This is a genomic window from Pseudactinotalea sp. HY158 (genome assembly GCF_009660225.1).
Classification (GTDB): Bacteria; Actinomycetota; Actinomycetes; order Actinomycetales; family Beutenbergiaceae; genus HY158.
In genome coordinates, this window is the sequence record NZ_CP045920.1 from 1,122,717 (window position 1) to 1,143,529 (window position 20,813).

General features: G+C 70.8%; 17 protein-coding genes. 11 read left to right on the top strand and 6 right to left on the bottom strand.

Translation table 11 applies throughout. The annotated features are described in order from the left end of the window. Positions 1 to 38: 38 nt before the first annotated feature. On the bottom strand, positions 39 to 404 hold the full coding sequence (locus GCE65_RS04975) for a hypothetical protein (RefSeq protein ID WP_153877606.1): 366 nt from the start codon (positions 402 to 404) through the stop codon (positions 39 to 41). Positions 405 to 471: 67 nt separating this feature from the next. Here GCE65_RS04975 and GCE65_RS04980 point away from each other — a divergent pair, with 67 nt between their 5' ends. The 4 genes from GCE65_RS04980 to gatB are packed head-to-tail and all read left to right on the top strand — an operon-like array spanning position 472 to position 4,928. Continuing rightward, complete coding sequence (locus tag GCE65_RS04980; protein WP_153877607.1) at positions 472 to 1,524, top strand: hypothetical protein; 1,053 nt, start codon at positions 472 to 474, stop codon at positions 1,522 to 1,524. A gap of 55 nt (positions 1,525 to 1,579) precedes the next feature. Continuing rightward, positions 1,580 to 1,879, top strand: coding sequence for an Asp-tRNA(Asn)/Glu-tRNA(Gln) amidotransferase subunit GatC (gene gatC / locus GCE65_RS04985; protein WP_152909554.1), 300 nt, complete (start codon positions 1,580 to 1,582; stop codon positions 1,877 to 1,879). Then, positions 1,876 to 3,432 (top strand): Asp-tRNA(Asn)/Glu-tRNA(Gln) amidotransferase subunit GatA, encoded by a 1,557-nt coding sequence (gatA, locus tag GCE65_RS04990; protein WP_153877608.1) that lies wholly within the window; start codon positions 1,876 to 1,878, stop codon positions 3,430 to 3,432. Before gatC ends, gatA begins: the two co-directional genes overlap by 4 nt. Beyond that, positions 3,429 to 4,928, top strand: coding sequence for an Asp-tRNA(Asn)/Glu-tRNA(Gln) amidotransferase subunit GatB (gene gatB, locus GCE65_RS04995; protein ID WP_152909556.1), 1,500 nt, complete (start codon positions 3,429 to 3,431; stop codon positions 4,926 to 4,928). Before gatA ends, gatB begins: the two co-directional genes overlap by 4 nt. Positions 4,929 to 4,934: 6 nt before the next feature. Here gatB and GCE65_RS05000 read toward each other — a convergent pair whose 3' ends face one another. Then, positions 4,935 to 6,299 carry an 8-oxoguanine deaminase gene (locus tag GCE65_RS05000; RefSeq protein WP_153877609.1) on the bottom strand — a complete coding sequence of 455 codons (1,365 nt, stop codon included), beginning with the start codon at positions 6,297 to 6,299 and terminating at the stop codon, positions 4,935 to 4,937. Between the two features lie 361 nt (positions 6,300 to 6,660). On the opposite strand from GCE65_RS05000, the gene aceB reads away from it, so the two are divergent. The 5 genes from aceB (at position 6,661) to GCE65_RS05030 (ending at position 12,450) form a co-directional block, all read left to right on the top strand. Further along, complete coding sequence (aceB, locus tag GCE65_RS05005) at positions 6,661 to 8,247, top strand: malate synthase A (RefSeq protein ID WP_153877610.1); 1,587 nt, start codon at positions 6,661 to 6,663, stop codon at positions 8,245 to 8,247. After that, a complete protein-coding gene (locus GCE65_RS05010; protein WP_153877611.1) occupies positions 8,247 to 8,720 on the top strand; it encodes a peroxiredoxin in 474 nt (157 codons plus the stop codon). Before aceB ends, GCE65_RS05010 begins: the two co-directional genes overlap by 1 nt. 289 nt (positions 8,721 to 9,009) lie before the next feature. After that, positions 9,010 to 9,840, top strand: a complete 831-nt coding sequence (gene uraD / locus GCE65_RS17015; RefSeq protein ID WP_370460191.1) for a 2-oxo-4-hydroxy-4-carboxy-5-ureidoimidazoline decarboxylase — start codon at positions 9,010 to 9,012, stop codon at positions 9,838 to 9,840. 11 nt (positions 9,841 to 9,851) lie between these two features. Continuing rightward, positions 9,852 to 10,796 (top strand): factor-independent urate hydroxylase, encoded by a 945-nt coding sequence (gene pucL / locus GCE65_RS05025; RefSeq protein ID WP_228760123.1) that lies wholly within the window; start codon positions 9,852 to 9,854, stop codon positions 10,794 to 10,796. Between the two features lie 70 nt (positions 10,797 to 10,866). Further along, positions 10,867 to 12,450 (top strand): nucleobase:cation symporter-2 family protein, encoded by a 1,584-nt coding sequence (locus tag GCE65_RS05030; protein WP_152909560.1) that lies wholly within the window; start codon positions 10,867 to 10,869, stop codon positions 12,448 to 12,450. A gap of 82 nt (positions 12,451 to 12,532) precedes the next feature. Here GCE65_RS05030 and GCE65_RS05035 read toward each other — a convergent pair whose 3' ends face one another. From GCE65_RS05035 to GCE65_RS05045, 3 genes are all read right to left on the bottom strand, one after another. After that, positions 12,533 to 13,309: an IclR family transcriptional regulator gene (locus GCE65_RS05035; RefSeq protein ID WP_152909561.1), complete on the bottom strand. Its 777-nt coding sequence runs from the start codon at positions 13,307 to 13,309 to the stop codon at positions 12,533 to 12,535. Positions 13,310 to 13,564: 255 nt separating this feature from the next. Beyond that, positions 13,565 to 14,287 (bottom strand): aspartate/glutamate racemase family protein, encoded by a 723-nt coding sequence (locus GCE65_RS05040; RefSeq protein ID WP_153877612.1) that lies wholly within the window; start codon positions 14,285 to 14,287, stop codon positions 13,565 to 13,567. A 9-nt stretch (positions 14,288 to 14,296) separates the two neighbouring features. Next, the gene (locus GCE65_RS05045) at positions 14,297 to 16,003 is read right to left on the bottom strand and encodes an NCS1 family nucleobase:cation symporter-1 (RefSeq protein WP_153877613.1); all 1,707 of its coding nucleotides are present in this window, start codon (positions 16,001 to 16,003) and stop codon (positions 14,297 to 14,299) included. 354 nt (positions 16,004 to 16,357) lie between these two features. Between GCE65_RS05045 and GCE65_RS05050 the strand changes: the two genes are divergently transcribed. Together GCE65_RS05050 and GCE65_RS05055 are read left to right on the top strand one after the other, a co-directional pair. Further along, a complete protein-coding gene (locus tag GCE65_RS05050; protein ID WP_153877614.1) occupies positions 16,358 to 17,809 on the top strand; it encodes an NAD-dependent malic enzyme in 1,452 nt (483 codons plus the stop codon). 14 nt (positions 17,810 to 17,823) lie between these two features. Further along, positions 17,824 to 19,032, top strand: coding sequence for an aldolase (locus tag GCE65_RS05055; protein ID WP_228760124.1), 1,209 nt, complete (start codon positions 17,824 to 17,826; stop codon positions 19,030 to 19,032). An 8-nt stretch (positions 19,033 to 19,040) separates the two neighbouring features. On the opposite strand, the gene GCE65_RS05060 is transcribed toward GCE65_RS05055, so the two are convergent. After that, a complete protein-coding gene (locus GCE65_RS05060) occupies positions 19,041 to 20,522 on the bottom strand; it encodes a glutamate-cysteine ligase family protein (RefSeq protein ID WP_153877616.1) in 1,482 nt (493 codons plus the stop codon). Between the last annotated feature and the right edge of the window lie 291 nt (positions 20,523 to 20,813).

A 20,813-nucleotide genomic window follows, 5' to 3' on the forward strand; every position in this document is an offset into this window, starting at 1 on the left:
GCCTGTGCCGGTCCTGCGTCGAAGCGGCGGCGTGCGGCTCAGGAGAGGAACTGCTCGTGGATCCAGCCGGTCGCGAGGTAGAGCAGGTAGGTGCCGATCGCCAGGTAGGCCGCGAGGTTCGGCCACCGGCGCGGCAGCCGCAGCGCCCACGTGAGCCCGACGGCCGCGATGAGCGCGGTCATGAGCGGGAAGGCGAAGCGCTGCACCACCCCGAAGAAGCCCGGCAGCGCCGCGTCGGGTCGTAGCGAGACCAGGGCAACGGCGGTGCCGGCCGCGAAGACCACGGCCAGGGTGATTCCGAGCACGAACCGGTGACGCTCCAGGAACGCCCCGATCGGAGTGGGCGCCGGGGCCTCCGGGCCGTCCTCGGGATCGGGGATCGGGTTCTCGTCGGTGCCGTGCATGCCGTCAGCCTACGGGGCCACCGGCCCTACAGTGGGTCGGCAGCAGCTACGTCAAGGAGTACAGCACATGGCCATCCAAGGCGCCCATCTCGTCGGTTCGCTCACCTGCACCGACGCCGAGAGCACGTTCCGAGTGGCATCCCAGCACCTCGGCGGCCACCTGCGCCGCATCCCCGACGGGGAGGTGGGCCCGCGCTTCCACTGGATCCTCTTCCAGGGCGCCGCCTTCGCCGCCACCGCGGGCCTGAGCCGGGTCGGGGACGAGCCCGCGCTGCTCGCCGGCTTCGACGTGCGCCCCTTCGCGCTCGACGGCAGCGTCGAACCCGACCGGCTCGCCTTCTCCGACCTCGGCTACGCCGACGCCGCCCTCGAGTCCTACGCCACGTTCGCGAGGCTGCGCGAGGCCGGCGTCGTGCGGGCGGGGACGCGGTTCCAGGTGAGTCTGCCCACACCGCTGGCCGCGCTCACCACCTTCGTGCACCCCGAGGCCCGGTCCGCCGTCGAGGGACCGTACACCGCCGCGCTCCTGGCCGAGCTCGACCGGATCACGGCGGCGATTCCGGCCGCCGACCTGGCGATCCAGTTCGACCTCGCGGTCGAGTTCGCCTACCTCGAGAAATCCCAGGGGCGCGCGGTCGCCTACGGCCGGGGGCCGTGGTGGGACGACGTCGCGGCGGGCCTGCTCGACCGCGCCGCCCACGTGGGGCGGGCCGTGCCGGCCGGGGTCGAGCTCGGCTTCCACCTCTGCTACGGCGACGTCGGGGAGCGGCACTTCGTCGAGCCGCTCGATGCGACCAACCTCGTGCTCGTGGCCAACGGCCTCGCCGAGCGGATCGACCGGGAGATCACCTGGCTCCACCTGCCCGTGCCGATCGAGCGCGACGACGCCGCCTTCTTCGCACCGCTGCGCGACCTGCACCGCCACCGCTTCGCCGAGCTCTACCTCGGGCTCGTGCACCACGAGGACGGCACGGACGGCGCCCGCGCCCGGATCGCCTCGGCCGGCGCGAGCGGCGTGGGCGACTTCGGGCTCGCGACCGAGTGCGGCTTCGGGCGCGGACCGGCCGAGCGGACCGCGCCGCTGCTCGACCTGCACGCCCGCCTGGCCGCGGCGTGGTGACGCAGCGGTGAGGCGGCGGCGGAGCAGGTGGGTCATGGCCGATAGACTTCCGGGCATGCCCACCATCAATCCAGATGAGGTTGCGCGCCTCGCCGACCTCGCGCGGATCGACCTGACGCAGGACGAGACCGCCCGCCTCGCCGCCGAGCTGGACGTGATCGTCGCCGCCGTCGCCACCGTGAGCGAGGCCGTCTCCGGCGACGTCCCGGCCACGAGCCATCCGCTCCCGCTCTCGAACGTCTTCCGCGACGACGTCGTCGGGCCCACGCTCGACCCCGAGGTCGTGCTGGCCCAGGCGCCGGCCGCCGCCGAGGGCCGCTTCGCCGTTCCGCAGATCCTGGGAGAAGACGCATGAGCGACCTCATCACCGCGACCGCCGTCGAGCTGAGCGCGGCCATGGCCGCGGGCGAGACCACCTCCGCCGAGATCACCCGCGCCCACCTCGACCGCATCGCCGCGGTCGACGGCGACCTGCACGCCTATCTCCACGTGAACGCCGACGAGGCGCTCGCCGCGGCCGCCGACGTCGATGCGCGCCGGGCGGCGGGCCGGGAGCTGCCCGAACTCGCCGGGGTGCCGATCGCCGTCAAGGACTCGATCGTCACCGAGAACCAGGTGACCACGTGCGGCTCGCGCATGCTCGAGGGCTGGGTGCCGCCGTACGACGCGACGGTCGTGGCGAAGCTGCGCGCGGCCGGCCTGCCGATCCTCGGCAAGACCAACATGGACGAGTTCGCGATGGGCTCCTCCACGGAGTTCTCCGCCTTCGGCCCGACCCGCAACCCCTGGGACCGAGACCGGATCCCCGGCGGCTCCGGGGGCGGATCGGCCGCCGCCGTGGCCGCCTACGCCGCCCCGCTCGCCCTCGGCTCGGACACGGGCGGATCGATCCGCCAGCCCGCCTCCGTCACGGGCACGATCGGGGTCAAGCCCACGTACGGTTCGGTCTCGCGCTACGGCCTCATCGCCATGGCCTCGAGCCTCGACCAGGTCGGCCCCTGCAGCCGCACGGTCACCGACGCGGCGCTCCTGCACGACCTCATCGCCGGCCACGACCCGCGCGACTCCACCTCGCTGCCGGACGCCCCGCACGCCTACGCCACGGCCGCCCGCGCCGGCGCGAACGGCGACCTGTCCGGGGTGTGCGTGGGCATCGTCCGCGAACTCGCCGGCGCCGGGTACGCCCCCGACGTGCAGGCCCGCTTCGAGGAGTCCGTCGCGCTGATGGAGGACGCCGGAGCTCACGTCGTCGAGGTCGCCTGCCCCTCGTTCGAGGCGGCGCTCGCCGCGTACTACCTCATCATGCCCTCGGAGGCGTCCTCGAACCTCGCCAAGTTCGACGGCATGCGGTTCGGCCTGCGGGTCGAGCCGGCCGAGGGGCCGGTGACCGCCGAACGGGTCATGGCCGCCACCCGCGGGGCCGGATTCGGCCCGGAGGTCAAGCGCCGGATCGTCCTCGGCACCTACGCGCTCTCGGCCGGGTACTACGACGCCTACTACGGGTCGGCCCAGCGGGTCCGGACCCTGGTGCAGCGCGACCTCGACGCGGCGTTCGGCCGGGTCGACGTCATCGTCTCCCCGACGAACCCGACCACGGCGTTCAGGTTCGGGGAGAAGGTCGACGACCCGATGGCGATGTACCTGAACGACATCGCCACGATCCCGGCCAACCTCGCCGGGGTGCCGGCGCTGTCGCTGCCGAACGGGCGCGACTCGGACGGCCTGCCCACGGGGTTCCAGCTCATCGGCCCCGCCCGCGGCGAGACGAACCTGTACACCTACGCGGCCGCCCTCGAGGCCCGGCTCGCGGGCGCCTGGGGAGGCACTCCGTTGCTCACGCACGTGCCGATGAACTCGATGAACCCGACGAACCCGATGGACCCGATGAACACGGAGGCGAACCGATGACCGCGCTGGTGGACTACGCCGATGCGATCCGCCGGTTCGACCCGGTGCTCGGCATCGAGGTGCACGTCGAACTCGGAACCGCGACGAAGATGTTCGACGACGCCCCCGCGCACGTGGACACGGCGCCGAACACGGCCCTGACCCCCACGTCGCTCGGGCTCCCCGGCTCCCTGCCGGTGGTCAACCGGACCGCGGTGGAGTACGCGATCCGCATCGGCCTCGCGCTCGGCTGCACGATCGCGCCGAGCTGTCGGTTCGCACGGAAGAACTACTTCTACCCGGACATCCCGAAGAACTTCCAGACCTCCCAGTCCGACGAGCCGATCGCCTACGACGGCCACCTCGACGTCGAACTCGACGACGGCACGGTCTACCGCGTCGAGATCGAGCGGGCGCACATGGAGGAGGACGCGGGCAAGAACACCCACGTCGGCGGCGCCGCCGGCCGGATCCACGGGGCCACCCACTCGCTCGTCGACTACAACCGCGCCGGCATCCCGCTCGTGGAGATCGTGACGAAGCCCCTGACCGGGGTCGGGGACCGGGCCCCGGAGATCGCCCGCGCCTACGTGCACGCGCTCCGCGACATCTTCCGGGCGCTCGGGGTCTCCGAGGCGCGGATGGAGCGCGGGAACGTCCGGGCCGACATCAACGTGTCGCTGCGGGCCGCCCCCGAGGCCCCGCTGGGCACCCGCACGGAGACGAAGAACGTCAACTCCTTCCGGTCGATCGAGCGGGCCGTGCGCTATGAGGTCTCCCGGCAGGCCGCCGTGCTCGACGCCGGCGAGGCCGTGCTGCAGGAGACGCGTCACTTCCACGAGGACGACGGCTCCACCTCGTCGGGGCGGCCGAAGTCCGACGCGGACGACTACCGCTACTTCCCCGAGCCCGACCTCGTGCCGGTCGTGCCCGACCCGGCCTGGGTGCGCGAGATCGAGGCGAACCTGCCCGAGATGCCGGCCGCGCGGCGCCGGCGGCTGCAGGGCGAGTGGGGCTACACCGAGCTGGAGATGCGCGACGTCGTCAACGCGAGCGCGATCGACCTGATCGAGGCGACCGTCGCCGCCGGCGCGAGTCCGGCCGCGGCCCGCAAGTGGTGGATGGGCGAGCTCGCCCGCACCGCCAAGGACGAGGGCCGCGCCCTCGAGGAGCTGGCGATCACCCCGGCCGCGGTCGGCGAGCTCCAGCAGCTCGTGGACTCCGGCCGCATCAACGACAAGCTCGCCCGACAGGTGCTCACCGGCGTGCTCGCCGGCGAGGGCACCCCCGAGGAGGTGCTCGTCGCCCGCGGGCTCGAGATCGTCTCCGACGACGGCCCGCTGCTCGAGGTGATCGACGCGACGCTGGCCGCCCAGCCCGACATCGCCGAGAAGATCGCCGCGGGCAACCTCGGCCCGATCGGCGCGGTCATCGGGGCGGTCATGAAGGCCACGCGCGGTCAGGCGGATGCCGGGCGGGTGCGGGAGCTCGTGCTGGAGCGGGTCGCCGGGTCCTGAGCCGCCTCAGCCCTCGACCAGCGATCGGGCCAGCTCATGATGACGGGCGATGAGGGCGTCGGTGTCGAGCCCGACGACCTGGCCGTCGGTCACGCGCCAGCGGCCGGCGACCATGACCCGGTCGGCCCGCTCGACCCCGCACAGGAGCAGCGCGGTGAGCACGTCGTGCGAGCCCGAGAACGAGAGGCCCTCCGGGCGGAACAGCGCCAGGTCGGCCTGCCTGCCCACCTCGATCACCCCGAGGTCGGCCCGGCCGAGCGCCGCGGCGGACCCGCGGGTGGCCCAGTCCCAGGCCCGCCCGGTGGTGACGGACTCGGCGCCGTAGCGCAGCCGCTGCACGTAGAGGGCCTGGCGGACCTCGCGGACCATGTTCGAGGAGTCGTTCGAGGCCGAGCCGTCGACGCCGAGGCCGACGGGGGAGCCGGCCTCCTCCAGTTCGACGGCGCGGGCGATCCCGGAGGCGAGCCGCATGTTCGAGCTCGGACAGTGGGAGACGGCCGTGCCCGCGGCTCCCAGCCGGGCGATCTCCGCGTCGTCGAAGTGGATGCCGTGCGCGAGCCAGGCCCGGTCCGTGAGCCAGCCGACCGACTCGAGGTAGTCGACCGTGCGCAGGCCGAAGCGGGTGAGGCAGTACTCCTCCTCGTCGAGGGTCTCGGCCAGGTGCGTGTGCAGCCGCACGTCGAGGTCCGCGGCGAGCGTGGCGCTGTCGGCCATGAGCGTGGTCGAGACCGAGAACGGGGAGCAGGGCGCGAGGGCGATCTGAATCATCGCGCCCTCGCCGCGCTCGTGATAGGTCTCGACGAGCCGCCGGGAGTCGGCGAGGATCGTGTCCGGGTCCTGCACCGTGTGCTGCGGCGGCAGGCCGCCGTCGTCCTCGCCGACGCTCATCGAGCCGCGCGTGAGCACGGCGCGCATGCCGAGCTCTCGGGCCACGTCGACCTGGGTGTCGATCGCGACGTCCCCGCCGGCGGGGAAGAGGTAGTGGTGGTCCGAGGTCGTCGTGGTGCCGGTCGTGAGCAGCTCGGCCATCGCGACGGTCGTGGCGAGCCGCATCGCCTCGGCGTCGATCCGCGCCCACACCGGGTAGAGGGTGGTGAGCCACGTGAAGAGTTTGCTGCTGGCCACGGGCGGCCAGGCGCGGGTGAGGGTCTGGTAGAAGTGATGGTGGGTGTTGATCAGTCCGGGCGTGATCGCGTGGGCGCTCGCGTCGAACACCTCGTCGGCCGGGACCGACGGCTGCCCGCCGGCGCCGACGAGCTCGACGATCACCCCCGTGTCGGTGTCCACGACGATGCCGCCGCGGGCCGGCTCCTCGGGTGCCTCGGCTCCCAGGTGGACGGCCAGGGGATTCTTCAACCACAGCGTGGGCATCTCGGTGCTACCTCCTTCGGCGGCACCGCCGGCGCGCGAACCGCCAGCTCAGGTGTTTCGGCGTCTGCTGCTCCGCCGTTCCGGGTCGTTCCGGTGCCGGGGACGATAGCACCTCCGAAGGCCGCGCTGTCAAGCAGTCCCGCACCCTCGAGGAGTTCGCGGCGGGCGCCGCCGCCGGGGACGGGGTGCCGTGCTCCTGCTAACACTCAGTTCTCTTGACGTCGAGAGAACTGCTACGATGGAAGTGAACTTTCAAGATGTGAAAAGCGTTGTGAGTGGCTCGGAAGTCCGCCACGATGGACTTCTCACCGGCTCATCAGCTCGTCACGAACCGACCGATCACGAAGGAACGGAGATCCGCATGAGCACAGTCAGCGGAATCGAGATCATTGGAGATCTTCCCGCCGGAGCGGAGGAGGTGGTGACCGATTCGGCCCTGGAGCTCATCGTCACGCTCCACCGCGCGCTGGCGGCGCGCCGCGAGGAGGCGCTCGCCGCCCGCGCCGAGGTCGTCGAGCGCGTGAGCGCCGGCGGCACCCTCGACTTCCTGCCCGAGACGGAGCACATCCGGGCCGATCCCACGTGGCAGGTGGCCCCGCCGGCCCCGGGCCTGGAGGACCGGCGCGTCGAGATCACGGGCCCGACTGATCGGCGGATGACCATCAACGCGCTCAACGCCGGCGCGAAGGTCTGGCTGGCCGACCAGGAGGACGCCAACACGCCCGAGTGGGACTCCGTGGTCGGGGGCCAGCTCAACCTGCTCCACGCCATCGACCGCACGATCGACTTCACGCACTCGAACGGCAAGACCTACGCGCTCGCGCCCGACGAGGACCTCGCGACCATCGTCATGCGTCCGCGCGGCTGGCACCTGCCGGAGAAGCACGTGCTCGTCGACGGCGAGGTGACCTCCGGTTCGCTCGTGGACTTCGCCCTCTTCGTGGCCACCGCGGGCCTGCGCCAGATCGCCAAGGGGCAGGGGCCGTACTTCTACCTCCCGAAGATGGAGCACCACCTCGAGGCGCGGATGTGGAACGACGCGTTCAACATCGCCTCGGACCACCTCGGCTTCCTCCGCGGCACGATCCGGGCGACCTGCCTCATCGAGACCATCCCCGCCGCGTTCCAGATGGAGGAGATCCTCTACGAGCTGCGCGACCACTCGGCCGGGCTCAACGCCGGCCGCTGGGACTACCTGTTCTCGGTCATCAAGACCTTCCGCACCCGCGGTCAGGAGTTCCTGCTCCCCGACCGCAACGCGATCACGATGACCGTGCCGTTCATGCGCGCCTACACCGAGCTGCTCGTGCGCACGTGCCACAAGCGCGGAGCGCACGCGATCGGCGGCATGGCGGCCTTCATCCCGAGCCGTGACGAGGAGGTGAACAAGGTCGCCTTCGACAAGGTCCGCGCCGACAAGCTGCGGGAGGCCACCGACGGCTTCGACGGCTCGTGGGTCGCACACCCGGGCATGGTCGAGACCTGCAAGGAGGTCTTCACCTCCGTGCTCGGCGACCGGCCGAACCAGATCGACAACAAGCGCGAGGACGTCTCCGTCACCGCCGCCGACCTGCTCGACGTCGCCGCCACCCCCGGTGACGTGACCGAGGAGGGGCTGCGCACGAACGTCTCCGTGGCGCTGCAGTACCTGCGTGCCTGGCTCGGCGGCCTCGGGGCCGTCGCGATCTTCGACCTCATGGAGGACGCCGCCACCGCCGAGATCTCCCGCTCCCAGACCTGGCAGTGGCTCCACAACGGGATCACGCTGGCCGACACCGGCGAGCTCGTGACCCGGGAGCTGGTCGAGCGGATCGTGGCCGAGGAGATCGCGAAGCTGCCCGGCGAGCCGGGCGACTACGAGCAGGCGCGCGACACGTTCCTCGACGTCGCGATCGCGGAGGAGTACGTCGACTTCCTCACCCTGCCCGCCTACGATCGGATGGTGTGATGACCCGGCTCGAGACGGGCGTCCGCGCCCCCGACTTCACCCTCACCGGCGCCGACGGTGCCGAGGTGTCCCTCGCCGGCGTGTGTGCGCGGGCCACGGCCGGGGTCGTCGTCTACTTCTATCCGAAGGCGGGCACGCCGGGCTGCACCACGGAGGCGTGCGACTTCCGGGACAACCTCGCCTCCCTCGCCGCCGGCGGCTACGAGGTGCTCGGGATCTCCGCCGATCCGATCGCGGACCTACGGGCCTTCGCTGCGGCGGAGCACCTGACCTTCCCGCTGCTGTCCGACGACGGTGCCCGGGTCGCGCAGGAGTACGGCGCCTGGGGCGAGAAGACCGTGGGCGGCTCGACGTTCGAGGGCGTCCTGCGCTCGACCTTCGTCATCGGCCCCGACGGCGATGTCCGCTCGGCCGAGTACAACGTCGAGGCCACGGGCCACGTCGCCCGACTCCGCGAGCAGCTGCTCGGCTGAGGGGCCGGCACAGGCGACCGGGCCGAGACATCGGCCTCCCGACGGGGGACGCGGCACACGCCGCGTCCCCCGTCGGCATGGGGAGCCCCGATACAAGACCGACGGGCGATGGGGCCGATCGCGAAGCTCAGGGGAACTGAGGCTTGACATCCGCGACGGGTGCCCATAACGTTTGCATTGTAGAAGTTACTTTCCACCTGTCGGAAACTCTTCGGATGTTCGACCTCCGTTGTAGCACGTTCAGGGCGTCGATGAAGCGTCCGTGTGCGTCGCTTCGGAAGGGACGGCGATGCAGCTGTCAGCGTTCAACGAGATCGAGGCGGGCGAGGCCGCGGACCTGCTCCGTGCCTGCGCCCACGTCGATCGCTGGGCACGGGAGATCGCGGCCGGCCGGCCGTACGCCTCCGTGGCCGAGGTCTCGGCGGCGGCGCGTGCCTGCGCCGATCCGTGGACGGAGGCCGAGATCGACGAGGCCCTCGCCCGCCACCCCCGCATCGGCGAACGCGCCCGGGGCGCGGCCGAGGATGCCCGGATGAGCCGGGCGGAGCAGTCCGGCCTGGGCATCACCGACGACGTCCAGCGCCGCCTGGACGAGGGGAACGCCGCCTACGAGGACGCGTTCGGCTTCGTGTTCCTCATCCGCGCCGCCGGGCGCACCGCCGAGGAGATCCTCGCCGAGCTCGAACGCCGCATGACCCACACCCCGGAGACGGAACGCCGGGTCGCGGCCGAGCAGCTTCGTGAGATCGCCGTACTACGACTGGAAGGACTGCTGTCCCCCATGGCCTCGTTCATCACCACCCACGTGCTCGACGCGCAGTCGGGCCGGCCCGCCGCCGGGATCGACGTCGAGCTCGCCCACCGGGACGCCACCGGCTGGGTCACGGTCGCCACCGGCCGGACCGACGACGACGGCCGCATCGGCGACCTCGGCCCCGAGGCCCTCGCCGGTGGCACCTACCGCGTCACGTTCGACACCGGCGCCTATTTCGCCGGGCACGACACCCCCACCTTCTATCCCGAGGTCTCGGTCACCTTCACCGTCGATGCCGACGAGAAGCACTACCACGTACCGATCCTCCTGAGCCCATTCGCCTACTCCACCTACCGTGGCAGCTGAAAGGAAGCAAGATGACCACCGTTGACACCACCCCGGACACGACTCCGCGCGAACTGCCGAGCGAGAACGCCCGGATGCATGCCGCCTCCCACGGCAAGGGCGGGGTCCACCTCGTCCGCATCGACCGGGACGGCCCGGTCCACCACATCACCGACTACACCGTCTCCTCCGCCATCCGCGGCGACCTCGACCGCATCTACACCCACGGCGACAACTCCACCTGCGTGGCCACGGACACGCAGAAGAACATCACGTTCTCCCTCGCCCGCGACGGCGTGGGCACGCCCGAGGAGTTCGCCCTGAAGTTCGGCCGGTTCATGTTCTCGGAATGGCCCGAGATCGTCACCGGTGGCCGCTGGGAGGTCAAGAAGGTCGACTGGGACCGGATCGTCGGCGACCACGGCCCGCACAACCACTCCTTCGTGCGCTCCGGCAAGGAGGAGCGTTACGCGGTCGTCCAGGCAGAGGGGAAGGACTTCCACATCGTCTCCGGCCTCAAGGAGCTCACCGTGCTCAAGTCCTCCGGGTCGTCCTTCGTGGGCTACCCCAAGGGCACGTACACGACCCTGGCCGAGACGACCGACCGGATCATGTCGACCGACGTCTCCGCCTGGTGGGAGTACAACACCCTCGAGGCGGACTTCGACGCGATCTTCGACTCGGTTCGCCACATCATCCTGACCGAGTTCGCGGAGCGCTTCTCCATGGCGCTGCAGAACACGATGTGGGCGATCAGCTCGCGGATCATCGACACCCACCCCGAGATCGACACGGTGCGGCTGCAGTGCCCGAACAACCACCACTTCGTGGTCGACCTGAGCCCGTTCGGCCAGGACAACCCGAACGTCGTCTTCTACGCGGCCGACCGCCCCTTCGGCGACATCACCTCGGAGGTGGTGCGCACGGGCACGACCCCGACCCCGGCCGCCTGGACCACCATCCCGTCCTTCACCTGACCCCCGTTCCGGCGGCCGGAGCGCTCAGGTCGCCCCGGCCGCCGGCGCCTCATCTCAAAGGAGAGAAACTATGACGGCACAGTCGGCTGCCGCCACCCGGAAGGGCGCGAGGCCCGAGGACGAACGCCTCGGGCTCGGAGCGAACTTCGCCTTCGGCCTCCAGCACGTCCTGACCATGTACGGCGGCATCATCGCCGTGCCCCTCATCATCGGCCAGGCCGCCGGTCTCGACGCCACGCAGGTCGCGTTGCTCGTGGCGTCCTGCCTGTTCGTCGGCGGCCTCGCCACCATGCTCCAGGCCTGGGGGCTGCCGTTCTTCGGATCGCAGCTGCCCCTCGTCCAGGGCGTCTCCTTCGCGGGCGTCTCCACCATGCTCGCGATCATGAACAGCGGGGAGCTGGTCGCGGCGAGCCCGAACGAGAAGCTCCAGGCGGTCTTCGGCGCGGTCATCGGAGCCTCCGTCATCGGCCTGATCATCGCGCCGTTCTTCGCGAAGATCGTGCGGTTCTTCCCGCCGGTCGTCACCGGCACCGTCATCACCGTCATCGGCCTCTCGCTCATGCGCGTCGCCGCGGACTGGGCCATGGGCGGCGTCGGATCGGCGACCTTCGGCGAGCCGAGCAACATCGTGCTCGCGCTCCTCACGCTCGTCGTCGTGCTCGGCCTGTCGAAGGTCGGCATCTCCATGGTGTCGCGGATGTCGATCCTGCTGGGCATCGTGGTGGGAACGATCATCGCCATCCCGTTCGGGAAGGTCGACTTCTCCGGGATCACCGAGGCCGGCGTCGTCGCCGTCCCCGAACCGTTCCACTTCGGGTTGCCGACGTTCGCGATCGGGGCGATCGTGTCGATGTTCGTGGTCATCATCGTGACGATGGTGGAGACGACCGCCGACATCCTCGCCGTCGGCGAGATCGTCAAGACCAAGGTCGACTCGAAGCGGATCGCGTCGGGCCTGCGGGCGGACATGATCTCCTCGGCCATCGCGCCGATCTTCAACTCCTTCACGCAGTCCGCCTTCGCCCAGAACGTGGGCCTCGTGGCGATCACCAAGGTCAAGTCGAGGTTCGTCGTCGTGGCCGGCGGCGTCATCCTCGTCGTGCTCGGCCTGCTGCCGGTCGTCGGCGGCATCGTGGCCGTCATCCCGCCGCCGGTTCTCGGCGGGGCGGGCATCGTGCTGTTCGGCAGCGTCGCCGCCGCGGGCATCCGGACCCTCGGAACCGTCAAGTACGACGGCAACATGAACCTCATCATCGTCGCCGTCGGCATCGCGGTGGGGATCCTGCCCGAGGTGCGGCCCGAGTTCTACGAGCAGTTCCCCACGGCCGTCCAGATCATCTTCGGTTCGGGGATCTCCTCCGCGGCGATCTTCGCCGTCGTCATGAACCTGGTGTTCAACCACTTCAGCAGCGGCACCCCGGACAACCCCTCGGTCTTCGCCGCGGGCACCGGCCGGGTCATCACCGAGAAGCAGTTCCGCCGGCTCCAGGACGGCGACTACGTCCAGGACGGCAAGCTGCACACGGCCGCCGGGGAGGAGATTCCGGTCGTCTCCAAGCGCGAGGCCGTCATCGTCCACGACGCGGTCGTCGCCGGCGAGGTCGCCTCCCAGGAGGACGTGGCCAAGGTGCTCGAGCGCGCCGTCGAGGACTGACCCGCTCCGGAACACGCGCGAGCACGCGAGACAGCGCCGGCCGGCCGAGATCGTACTCGGCCGGCCGGCGCTCTCGTGGGTCTCAGTCGGTCAGGAGGGTCTCGGCGATCTCGTGCGCGGCGTGCTGGAGCACGGGCACGGCGCGCTTGCCGAAGTCGGGGGTCACGCGCGAGTCCGGGCCCGAGATCGACAGCGCGGTGGGGGTCGGCGCACGGGGGACCGGGACGGCGAAGCACCGCACCCCGATCTCCTGCTCGCCGTCGTCGACCGCGAAGCCCCGCTCCCGGATGAGCGCGAGCTCGGAGAGCAGCGCCGCGGGAGTGACGATCGTGCGGTCGGTCGCGGCGGGCATGCCGACCCGGCCGAGGATCTCCATGACGGTCTGGTCCGGCAGCTGGGAGAGCACGGCCTTGCCGACCCCGGCGGAGTGCGGGAAGACCCGCCGGCCCACCTCCGTGAACATCCGCATCGAGTGGGCCGAGGAGGCCTGCGCCACGTAGACGACCATGTCGCGGTCGATCATCGCCAGGTTGGCGCTCTCCCCGAGCTCCTGTGCGAGGGCCGCGAGGTAGGGACGGGCATCCGAGCCGAGCTGGCGGCCCGCGCTCTCCCCGAGCCGGATGAGGCGGGGCCCGAGGGTGTAGCGCCGCGAGGGAAGCTGGCGCACGTAGCCGTGTGCGAGGAGCGTGCGCATGAGCCGGTGTATCGTCGGCAGCGGGAGGTCGGTGTGTTCGGCCAGCTCGCTCAGCGTCGCCTGTCCGCCGGCGTCCGTGAGGAGCTCGAGCAGTTCGACCGCCCGGTCGACCGACTGCACGGTCCCGGATCGGGTGCTGCTGCGGGTGGGGGCGGCTGCGCTCATGCTGTGCCTCGTCTACATCGGGTGCGATGACGGCGACCGGTTCGAGTGCTCTCGCGACGACCTCGACCGCTCGGCGCCGGTCGTGCACGGTGATGCGCGATTGCGCATGGCTCTACGGCGACTCGGCAGGGTGTCGGGGAGGGGGTGTCGGGGAGGGGTGCCATCGTTTCAGATAGTGGAAAGTATACTCCACGCTGTGACATAGTGCACGTTCGGGTCGGTCGCGTCCGTCAGGTCGCTCACGGGCGCGCCGCCTCAGGCGGGTGCGACCGGATGGACGATGCGCTTGGGGCGCGGGGTGGCGAACGTGCGGACCTTCGACGTGCTCAGCCCGAGCCGGACGAGGGATTCGGCGACGGTCACCGCGGCCGCGACCCCGTCGACCACGGGAACCCCGGTCGCCTCCTGGACGGCCGCGTCGAGGCCGGCCATCCCGCCGCACCCGAGGCAGATGACCTCGGCGCGATCCTCCGTGACCGCGCGCACCGATTGCGCCACGATGGCCTCGACCGCTCGGTCGTGATCGCCCTCGAGCTCGAGCACCGACAGCCCCGAGGCGCGGACCGAGGCGCAGCGCTGGAGCAGCCCGGCGGTGAGCAGGCGGTCCTCGATCAGGGGAACGGTGCGATCGAGGGTCGTCACCACCGAGTACTTGTGCCCGAGGTACTGGGCGGTGGTGGCGGCGGCCTCCGTGATGTCCACGACCGGCACGTCGCACAGCTCCTGCAGGCCCTCGCGTCCGTGTTCGCCGTAGCCGGCCTGGATGACGGCGTCGTAGTGGCCCTCGTAGGCGCGGACCGCCTCCTGCACGGCGACGGCCGCGAGGAAGGATTCGTGGTTGCCCTCGACGGATTCGGCGCCGAATTCCGGGGTGATCCCGACGATCTCGGTTCCGGGTGCGGCGACGGACCGGGCCGAGGCCGCGATCGTGTCGGTCATGGAGCGGGTGGTGTTGACGTTCGCGACAAGGATGCGCATGGGATCTCCTCAGTGCAGGGGTGGGACGGCGATCGCCTCGCCGTCGACGTCGTGGTAGTCCTTGTGGTGGTCGGCGATGATCCAGAAGATGGCCGCGGCGAGGATCGCCCCGATGAACCAGGAGAAGCCCGCGATGCCCTCGAAGAACGGCACGAGGGCGACGATCAGGGCGACGGCGGCGGCGGGGGCGCCGGCGGCGACGGCCTTGAGGTTCGTGCCGCGGGTGTAGGCGTACTCGCCCTTCGGGTCCTGCGAGTACAGGTCGGGCACGTTGATCCTGCCCCGGCGCACGACCCAGTAGTCGACGATGATCACGCCGAAGATCGGCCCGAGCAGGGCGCCGAGCCCGCCGAGGAAGTACTCGATGACCGCCGGGCTGTTGTACAGGTTCCACGGCAGGATGATCAGCCCGATGATCGCGGTGATGATGGCGGCCCGTTTGAAGTTCAGGTGCTTCGGGAAGAAGTTGGCGAACATGTAGATGGGGGCCACGAAGTTCGCCATGAGGTTGACCGCGATCGTCAGGATGATGAGCGCGAGCGAGGCGAGGGCGAGCAGGAGCGTGTTCGGGATCTGCTCGACCACGTCGCTCGGCGACTCGATGAAGGTGCCGTCGACACTGAGGCTGAACTCGCTGGCGGAGAGCGCCACGACGATGACGGCGAAGAACATCATGTTGATCGGGATGCCGAAGAAGTTCCCCTTGAGCACGGCCTTCTGGTGGGGGGCGCCGCGGGTGAAGTCGCAGAAGTTGAGCACGAACGTGCCGTAGATGACGACCCACAGGGCCGCGGCCTTGCCGATGTCGAGCCACATCGCCCCGCCGGTGGGCGCGGGATCGCCGGCGGCCGTGAGCGCCGGGCTCCAGTCGATCGTGATGCCCGCGCTCAGTGCCTTGGTGAACACCCAGATCGCCAGGGCGAGGAACGTGACGAGGATGATCGGCCCGGCGAAGGCCTCGTACTTGCGGATCATCTCCATCCCGCGGATGACGATGAGGACCTGGAGGATCCACAGTGCGACGAATGCGATCCAGCCGAGGGGGGACAGCCCGAGGAAGGTGCTCTCGTCGAGCTTCGCGGCCGGCTCGTACAGCGCGATGATGAGCACCTTGAGCACGACCGCGGCGAGGTAGGTCTGGATGCCGAACCAGGCGATGGCGACGACGCCGCGGACGGCCGCGGGCACCTTGGCGCCGACGACTCCGAAGGAGATGCGGCTCATGACGGGGAACGGAACGCCCGTGCGCTCGCCCATGATGCCGGAGATCGACAGGAGCACGAAGAGCAGCGCCGAGGCGATGAGGAAGGCGAGCAGGATCTGCCAGCCGCCGAGGCCGAGGGCGAACAGGCCGATCGCGAAGGTGTAGTTGCCGAGGGAGTGGGCGTCGTTGGCCCACAGGGTGAAGATCGAGTACGCGTGCCAGGTGCGGCCCGAGCGGGTGGTCGGGGCGAGATCGCGGTTGTAGAGGGCCGGGCTCGTGCCCGCGGGGGCCGGATGGGAGGGCTGCGGGTCGTGGGGGGCGCGCTGCTGCTCCGGTGCGCCCGTGCCCCAGGGCTCCGGACCGGCATGGTGGCGCGGCGGGCCGGTGCTCACGTCGATGCCGGGATGGGTGCGATCACTCGGCGCGCTCTCGCCTGGGCCACCTGGGCCGTCGGCGCCGGCTGGGCCGGCTGCGCGTGCTGAGCCCTGCCCGCGGTCGTTGTCGTCGCGCATGTCTGGTCTCCTCATCGAGCTGAATGTCGACCCCGGTCTCCTGCGCGGTCGCGCTCCGGGCCGGGGAGCCTTCCGGATGGTCCACGGCGGGTCACCGCTCGGTGGTCGGTGCCCGGGAGCGGTGGTTCCGTACCGCGTCGGCTCCATCTGGTCCCATGCAGGTTCCATGTTGCGGAAGGTCAGTTCTGCATAATGAAACTGTAACGAGCCGGGCGGGGGTGGTCAACCCTTCCGGGAGTGAGGTGGGTGACCTCTCGGAAGTCGTCCCGACGTCTTCCCACGGCCCTCGGGATCGGCTATGCTATTTCAGATAGCGAAAGTAAAACTCCACCTTGCGACAGATTGGACAGGCCAATGGCGGCGATTCCTAGCCCGAGCTACGCGATCACCCTCCGTCTGGAGGCGCCGACGGGGCCCCGGACGACGACGAACCTCGTCGCGGCCGTGGGTGCCACCGGAGCGGCGGTGACCGCCGTGGACGTCGTCGAGTCGACGGACACGCAGATGGTCGTGGACATCTCGGCGAACGCCCGCGACGACGCCCACGTCGGCGAGATGCGCGTCGCGCTCGAGGCGATCGACGGCGTGACGGTCCGGCACGTATCGGATGCGACCTTCCTCATGCACCTGGGCGGCAAGCTCGAGGTGCGCCCCAAGGTGAATCTGCGCCACCGCGAGGACCTCTCCCGTGCGTACACTCCAGGGGTGGCCCGGGTGAGCCTGGCGATCGCGGAACGCCCCGAGGACGCCCGGCGGCTGACGATCGCCCGGAACACGGTCGCCGTCGTGACCGACGGCACCGCGGTGCTGGGCCTCGGTGACATCGGCCCCGCCGCGGCGATGCCCGTGATGGAGGGCAAGGCGGCCCTGTTCAAGCAGTTCGCCGGGGTCGATGCCTGGCCGGTGCCGCTCGACACGAAGGACACCGAGGAGATCATCCGGATCGTCAAGGCGATCGCGCCGGCCTACGGCGGGGTGAACCTCGAGGACATCTCGGCGCCCCGGTGCTTCGAGATCGAGCGACGCCTGCGCGAGGAGCTCGACATCCCGGTGTTCCACGACGACCAGCACGGCACCGCGATCGTCGTGCTCGCCGCGCTCATCAACGCCCTCAAGGTCGTGGGCAAGGCGATCGAGGACGTGCGCATCGTCGTCTCGGGCGTGGGTGCCGCGGGGTCGGCGATCATCCGCCTGCTCGCGGGCCAGGGCGCACGGAACATCATCGGCTTCGACCGCAACGGCTCGATCCACTCCGGCAGCGACTACAGCGACGACCACCGCGAGTGGCTCGTCAAGAACACCAACCCCGAGGGATTCACGGGATCGCTCACCGACGGCCTCGTCGGGGCGGACGTGTTCATCGGCGTCTCCGCCGGGAATATCCTCACCGGTGAGGACGTGTCCCGTATGGCCGAGGGGGCGATCGTGTTCGCACTGGCCAACCCGACCCCCGAGGTCGACCCGATCGCCGCGGCCGAGCACGCGGCCGTCGTGGCCACGGGACGGTCGGACTACCCGAACCAGATCAACAACGTGCTCGCCTTCCCCGGCCTGTTCCGGGGGCTGCTCGATGCCCGCGCGAGCGCGATCTCCGACGAGGTGCTGCGGGCGAGCGCCGTGGCGATCGCCGGTGTCGTGGCGGACGGCGAGCGCAATCCGTCGTATATCGTGCCGTCGGTGTTCGACGCCGCCGTCGCCAAGAAGGTGGCGGCCGCCGTGGTCGAGGTCGTCCGTGCCGAGCGGGCCGCGAGCGGCGAGGAGCTTCCCCTGACCGGGGCGCTGCCGCTCGGCGCGGGACAGGAATGAGTGCGGTGACGACGGTGAACGAACGCATCGAGGCCCTGCTCGCACCCGTCGACGCCGCGGCCGCCCGGGACTATCCGGGGGACGACGGCTCCCGCCAGCCGATCCATTCGGTCTACCTCCCCGGTGACCGGTACCGGCCCTCGACCCCGCGGGAATGGGGGGAGGCGGCGCTCGAGGCCGTCGCCGAGATCGGTGGCATGACCGAGCTCATGCGCATCCACGGCCTCGTGGACGACGCCGATGAGGCGGCGAGGATCGCCGCCAAGGTCGAGGCGAAGCTGCGCACGGAGCCGATCGAGGACCTGCGCCTCGACTTCGAGGACGGCTTCGGCGATCGCGGGGACGAGGCCGAGGACGAGGCGGTGCGCGCCGGTGCCCGATTCGTGGCGCAGGCGGCGAGCGAGGGCACGGCGCCCCCGTTCATCGGCATCCGCTTCAAGTGCTTCGAGCCGCGCACGCGCGCCCGCGGCCTGCGGAGCCTGGAGCTGTTCGTCGACGAGCTCGCGCCCCGCGGGCTGCCGGAGAACCTCGTGCTCACCCTCCCGATGGTCACCGATGTCGCCCAGATCGAGGCGATGGTGCTCATGCTCTCCGAACTCGAACGTCGCCACGACCTGCGCGAGGGGCGGCTGACCTTCGAGATCCAGGTCGAGACCCCGCAGGCCATCCTCGGGGTCGACGGCACCTCGCCGCTGCCGCGGATGATCGCCGCCGGCGGGGGGCGCATCACCGGCATGCCCTACGGCACCTACGACTACTCCGCCTCCGTGGGCATCGCTGCGGCGTACCAGTCGATGGAGCATCCCGCGGCGGACTACGCCAAGGAGGTCATGCAGGCGGCGGCGGCCGGCACGGGGGTGCGGCTGAGCGACGGATCGACCAACATCCTCCCCGTCGGGGCGGGCGCGCGCGCGGCCTGGGCGCTCCACGGGCGACTCGTGACCCGCTCGCTCGAGCGCGGCTTCTACCAGGGGTGGGACCTGCACCCGGCGCAGCTTCCGAGCCGCTACGCCGCCACCTACGCCTTCTTCCGGCGCTCCCTGAGCGATGCCAACCGGCGCCTGGCGGTCTACCTGGGGGAGGGGACCGGCAGCGTCATGGACGAGCCGGCCACGGCCCGGGCGCTCGCCTGGTTCCTGCGCCGCGGGCTCGACTGCGGCTCGATCGACGAGGGCGAGCTCGCGGTGCCGGTCACCGCACTGGCGGAGCTCATGGCGCCGTAGCGGCCGGGTCAGCGGGCGGGGACCTCCCACGTGTGCACCGGCTCGTTCGAGTGCATGCCCGCCATGTAGAGCGCGAGCATCTCCCGCAGGGCCTCCGGGCGGGAGATGCCGCGCTCCTCCAGGGCCGTGACCGTGGCGACCTGCCACGAGGCGCCGTTGCGGCGCAGCTTGCAGCGCGCCTCGACGACGCCGAGGTAGCGGTCGACGACCGAGCCGGAGACCCGGAGGCGCCCCAGCCCCTCGGCGGCCAGCGGCAGGAGGTGGCGCAGGATGAGCTCGTCCCACGGGGCCTCGCCGAATCCGGGCCAGTACAGCGTGGCCTCGACGCCGCGTTCGGCCCCGGCGGCGAAGTTCGCGGCGGCCGCGGAGAACGACATCCGGGTCCAGGTCGGCCGCTCCTCGGTCGCGAGCATCTCCATGCAGCCGTAGTAGAAGGCGGCGTTGGCGAGGATGTCGACGACCGTCGGGCCCGCCGGCAGCACCCGGTTCTCGACCCGCAGGTGCGGCCGGCCATCGACGACGTCGTAGATCGGCCTGTTCCAGCGGTAGATCGTGCCGTTGTGCAGCCGCAGCTCCTGCAGCCGCGGGGCCCGCCCGGCCGCGAGCTCCGCCTCGGGATCCTCCGCGGTCGTCTCCGGCAGGAGTGCGGGGAAGTAGCGCACGTTCTCCTCGAACAGGTCGAAGATCGAGGTGATCCACGATTCACCGAAGAAGACGGGCGGGCGCACGCCCTGGTTGCGCAGCTCGGGGGAGCGGGTGTCGGTGGCCTGGAGGAACAGTTCGGTGCGGGTCTCGGCCCAGAGGCGTCGTCCGAACAGGAACGGGGAGTTCGCCCCGAGCGCGAGCTGTGGGCCCGCGAGCAGCTGGGCGGCGTTCCAGGCGGGCGCGAACTCGGCGGGGGAGACCTGCAGGTGCAGCTGCACCGACGTGCACGCCGATTCCGGTGCGAGGGTCGAGGTGTACATCCGCAGCGGCTCCGGACCGGCGATGTCGAGCTCGATGTCCTCCCGGCGCGCCGCGAAGACCGCCTCCTCGAGTGCCGCGTACCGGGGGTTGGCGCTCATCCAGTCCTCGGTCAGGTGCTCCGGCGCGAGCGTCGGCAGGATCCCGATCATGGCGATCGCGGCGCCGCTGGAGTGGGCGCGCAGGTCGGCGTGGTCGAGGGCGGCCCGCAGCTCCTGCTCGAGCCGGAGCACCGAATCCCCCGGCAGCGGCTGCGGCGGAACGTTGAGCTCGATGTTGTAGCGGGCCAGTTCGGTCTGGAAGGCCGGGTCGGCGATCGCCTCGAGCACCTGGGCGTTCTTCATCGCGGGCTCGAGCCGGTCGTCGACGAGGTTGAGCTCGATCTCCAGCCCGGTCCGGGCGGGGCCCGTCTCGAAGCTGTGGTGGGCGAGCATCTGCCCGAAGACGTCGAGGCAGCGCCGCACCTTGGCCCGGTACTGCAGCCGCTGTTCCCGCGTGAACGTCCTGCTGCTGATCTCGTCGCCCATGGCCTTCTCCTCGGTGCTGCGGCCGCCGTGGTGCTCCTCGTGTCTCCCGCTGGTCTCTCACTATGACATTCCGGCCGGGGCGCCGGGGATGCACACGGGGATGCACATCGGGGGCGAGTCACCCTCGACGCACCGTGACTCCCTCGAAGCGCCTTGACTCCCGGATCCGGACTGGGCTAGTCTTTCACATAACAGAACTGAACTTCCGCACTATGAAAACTGTGAGACGCCGATGCGGAGGAGTCGACGGGCCGGCCACGCCGAGGTGGCGCTGCCGCCCGTCGGATGCAC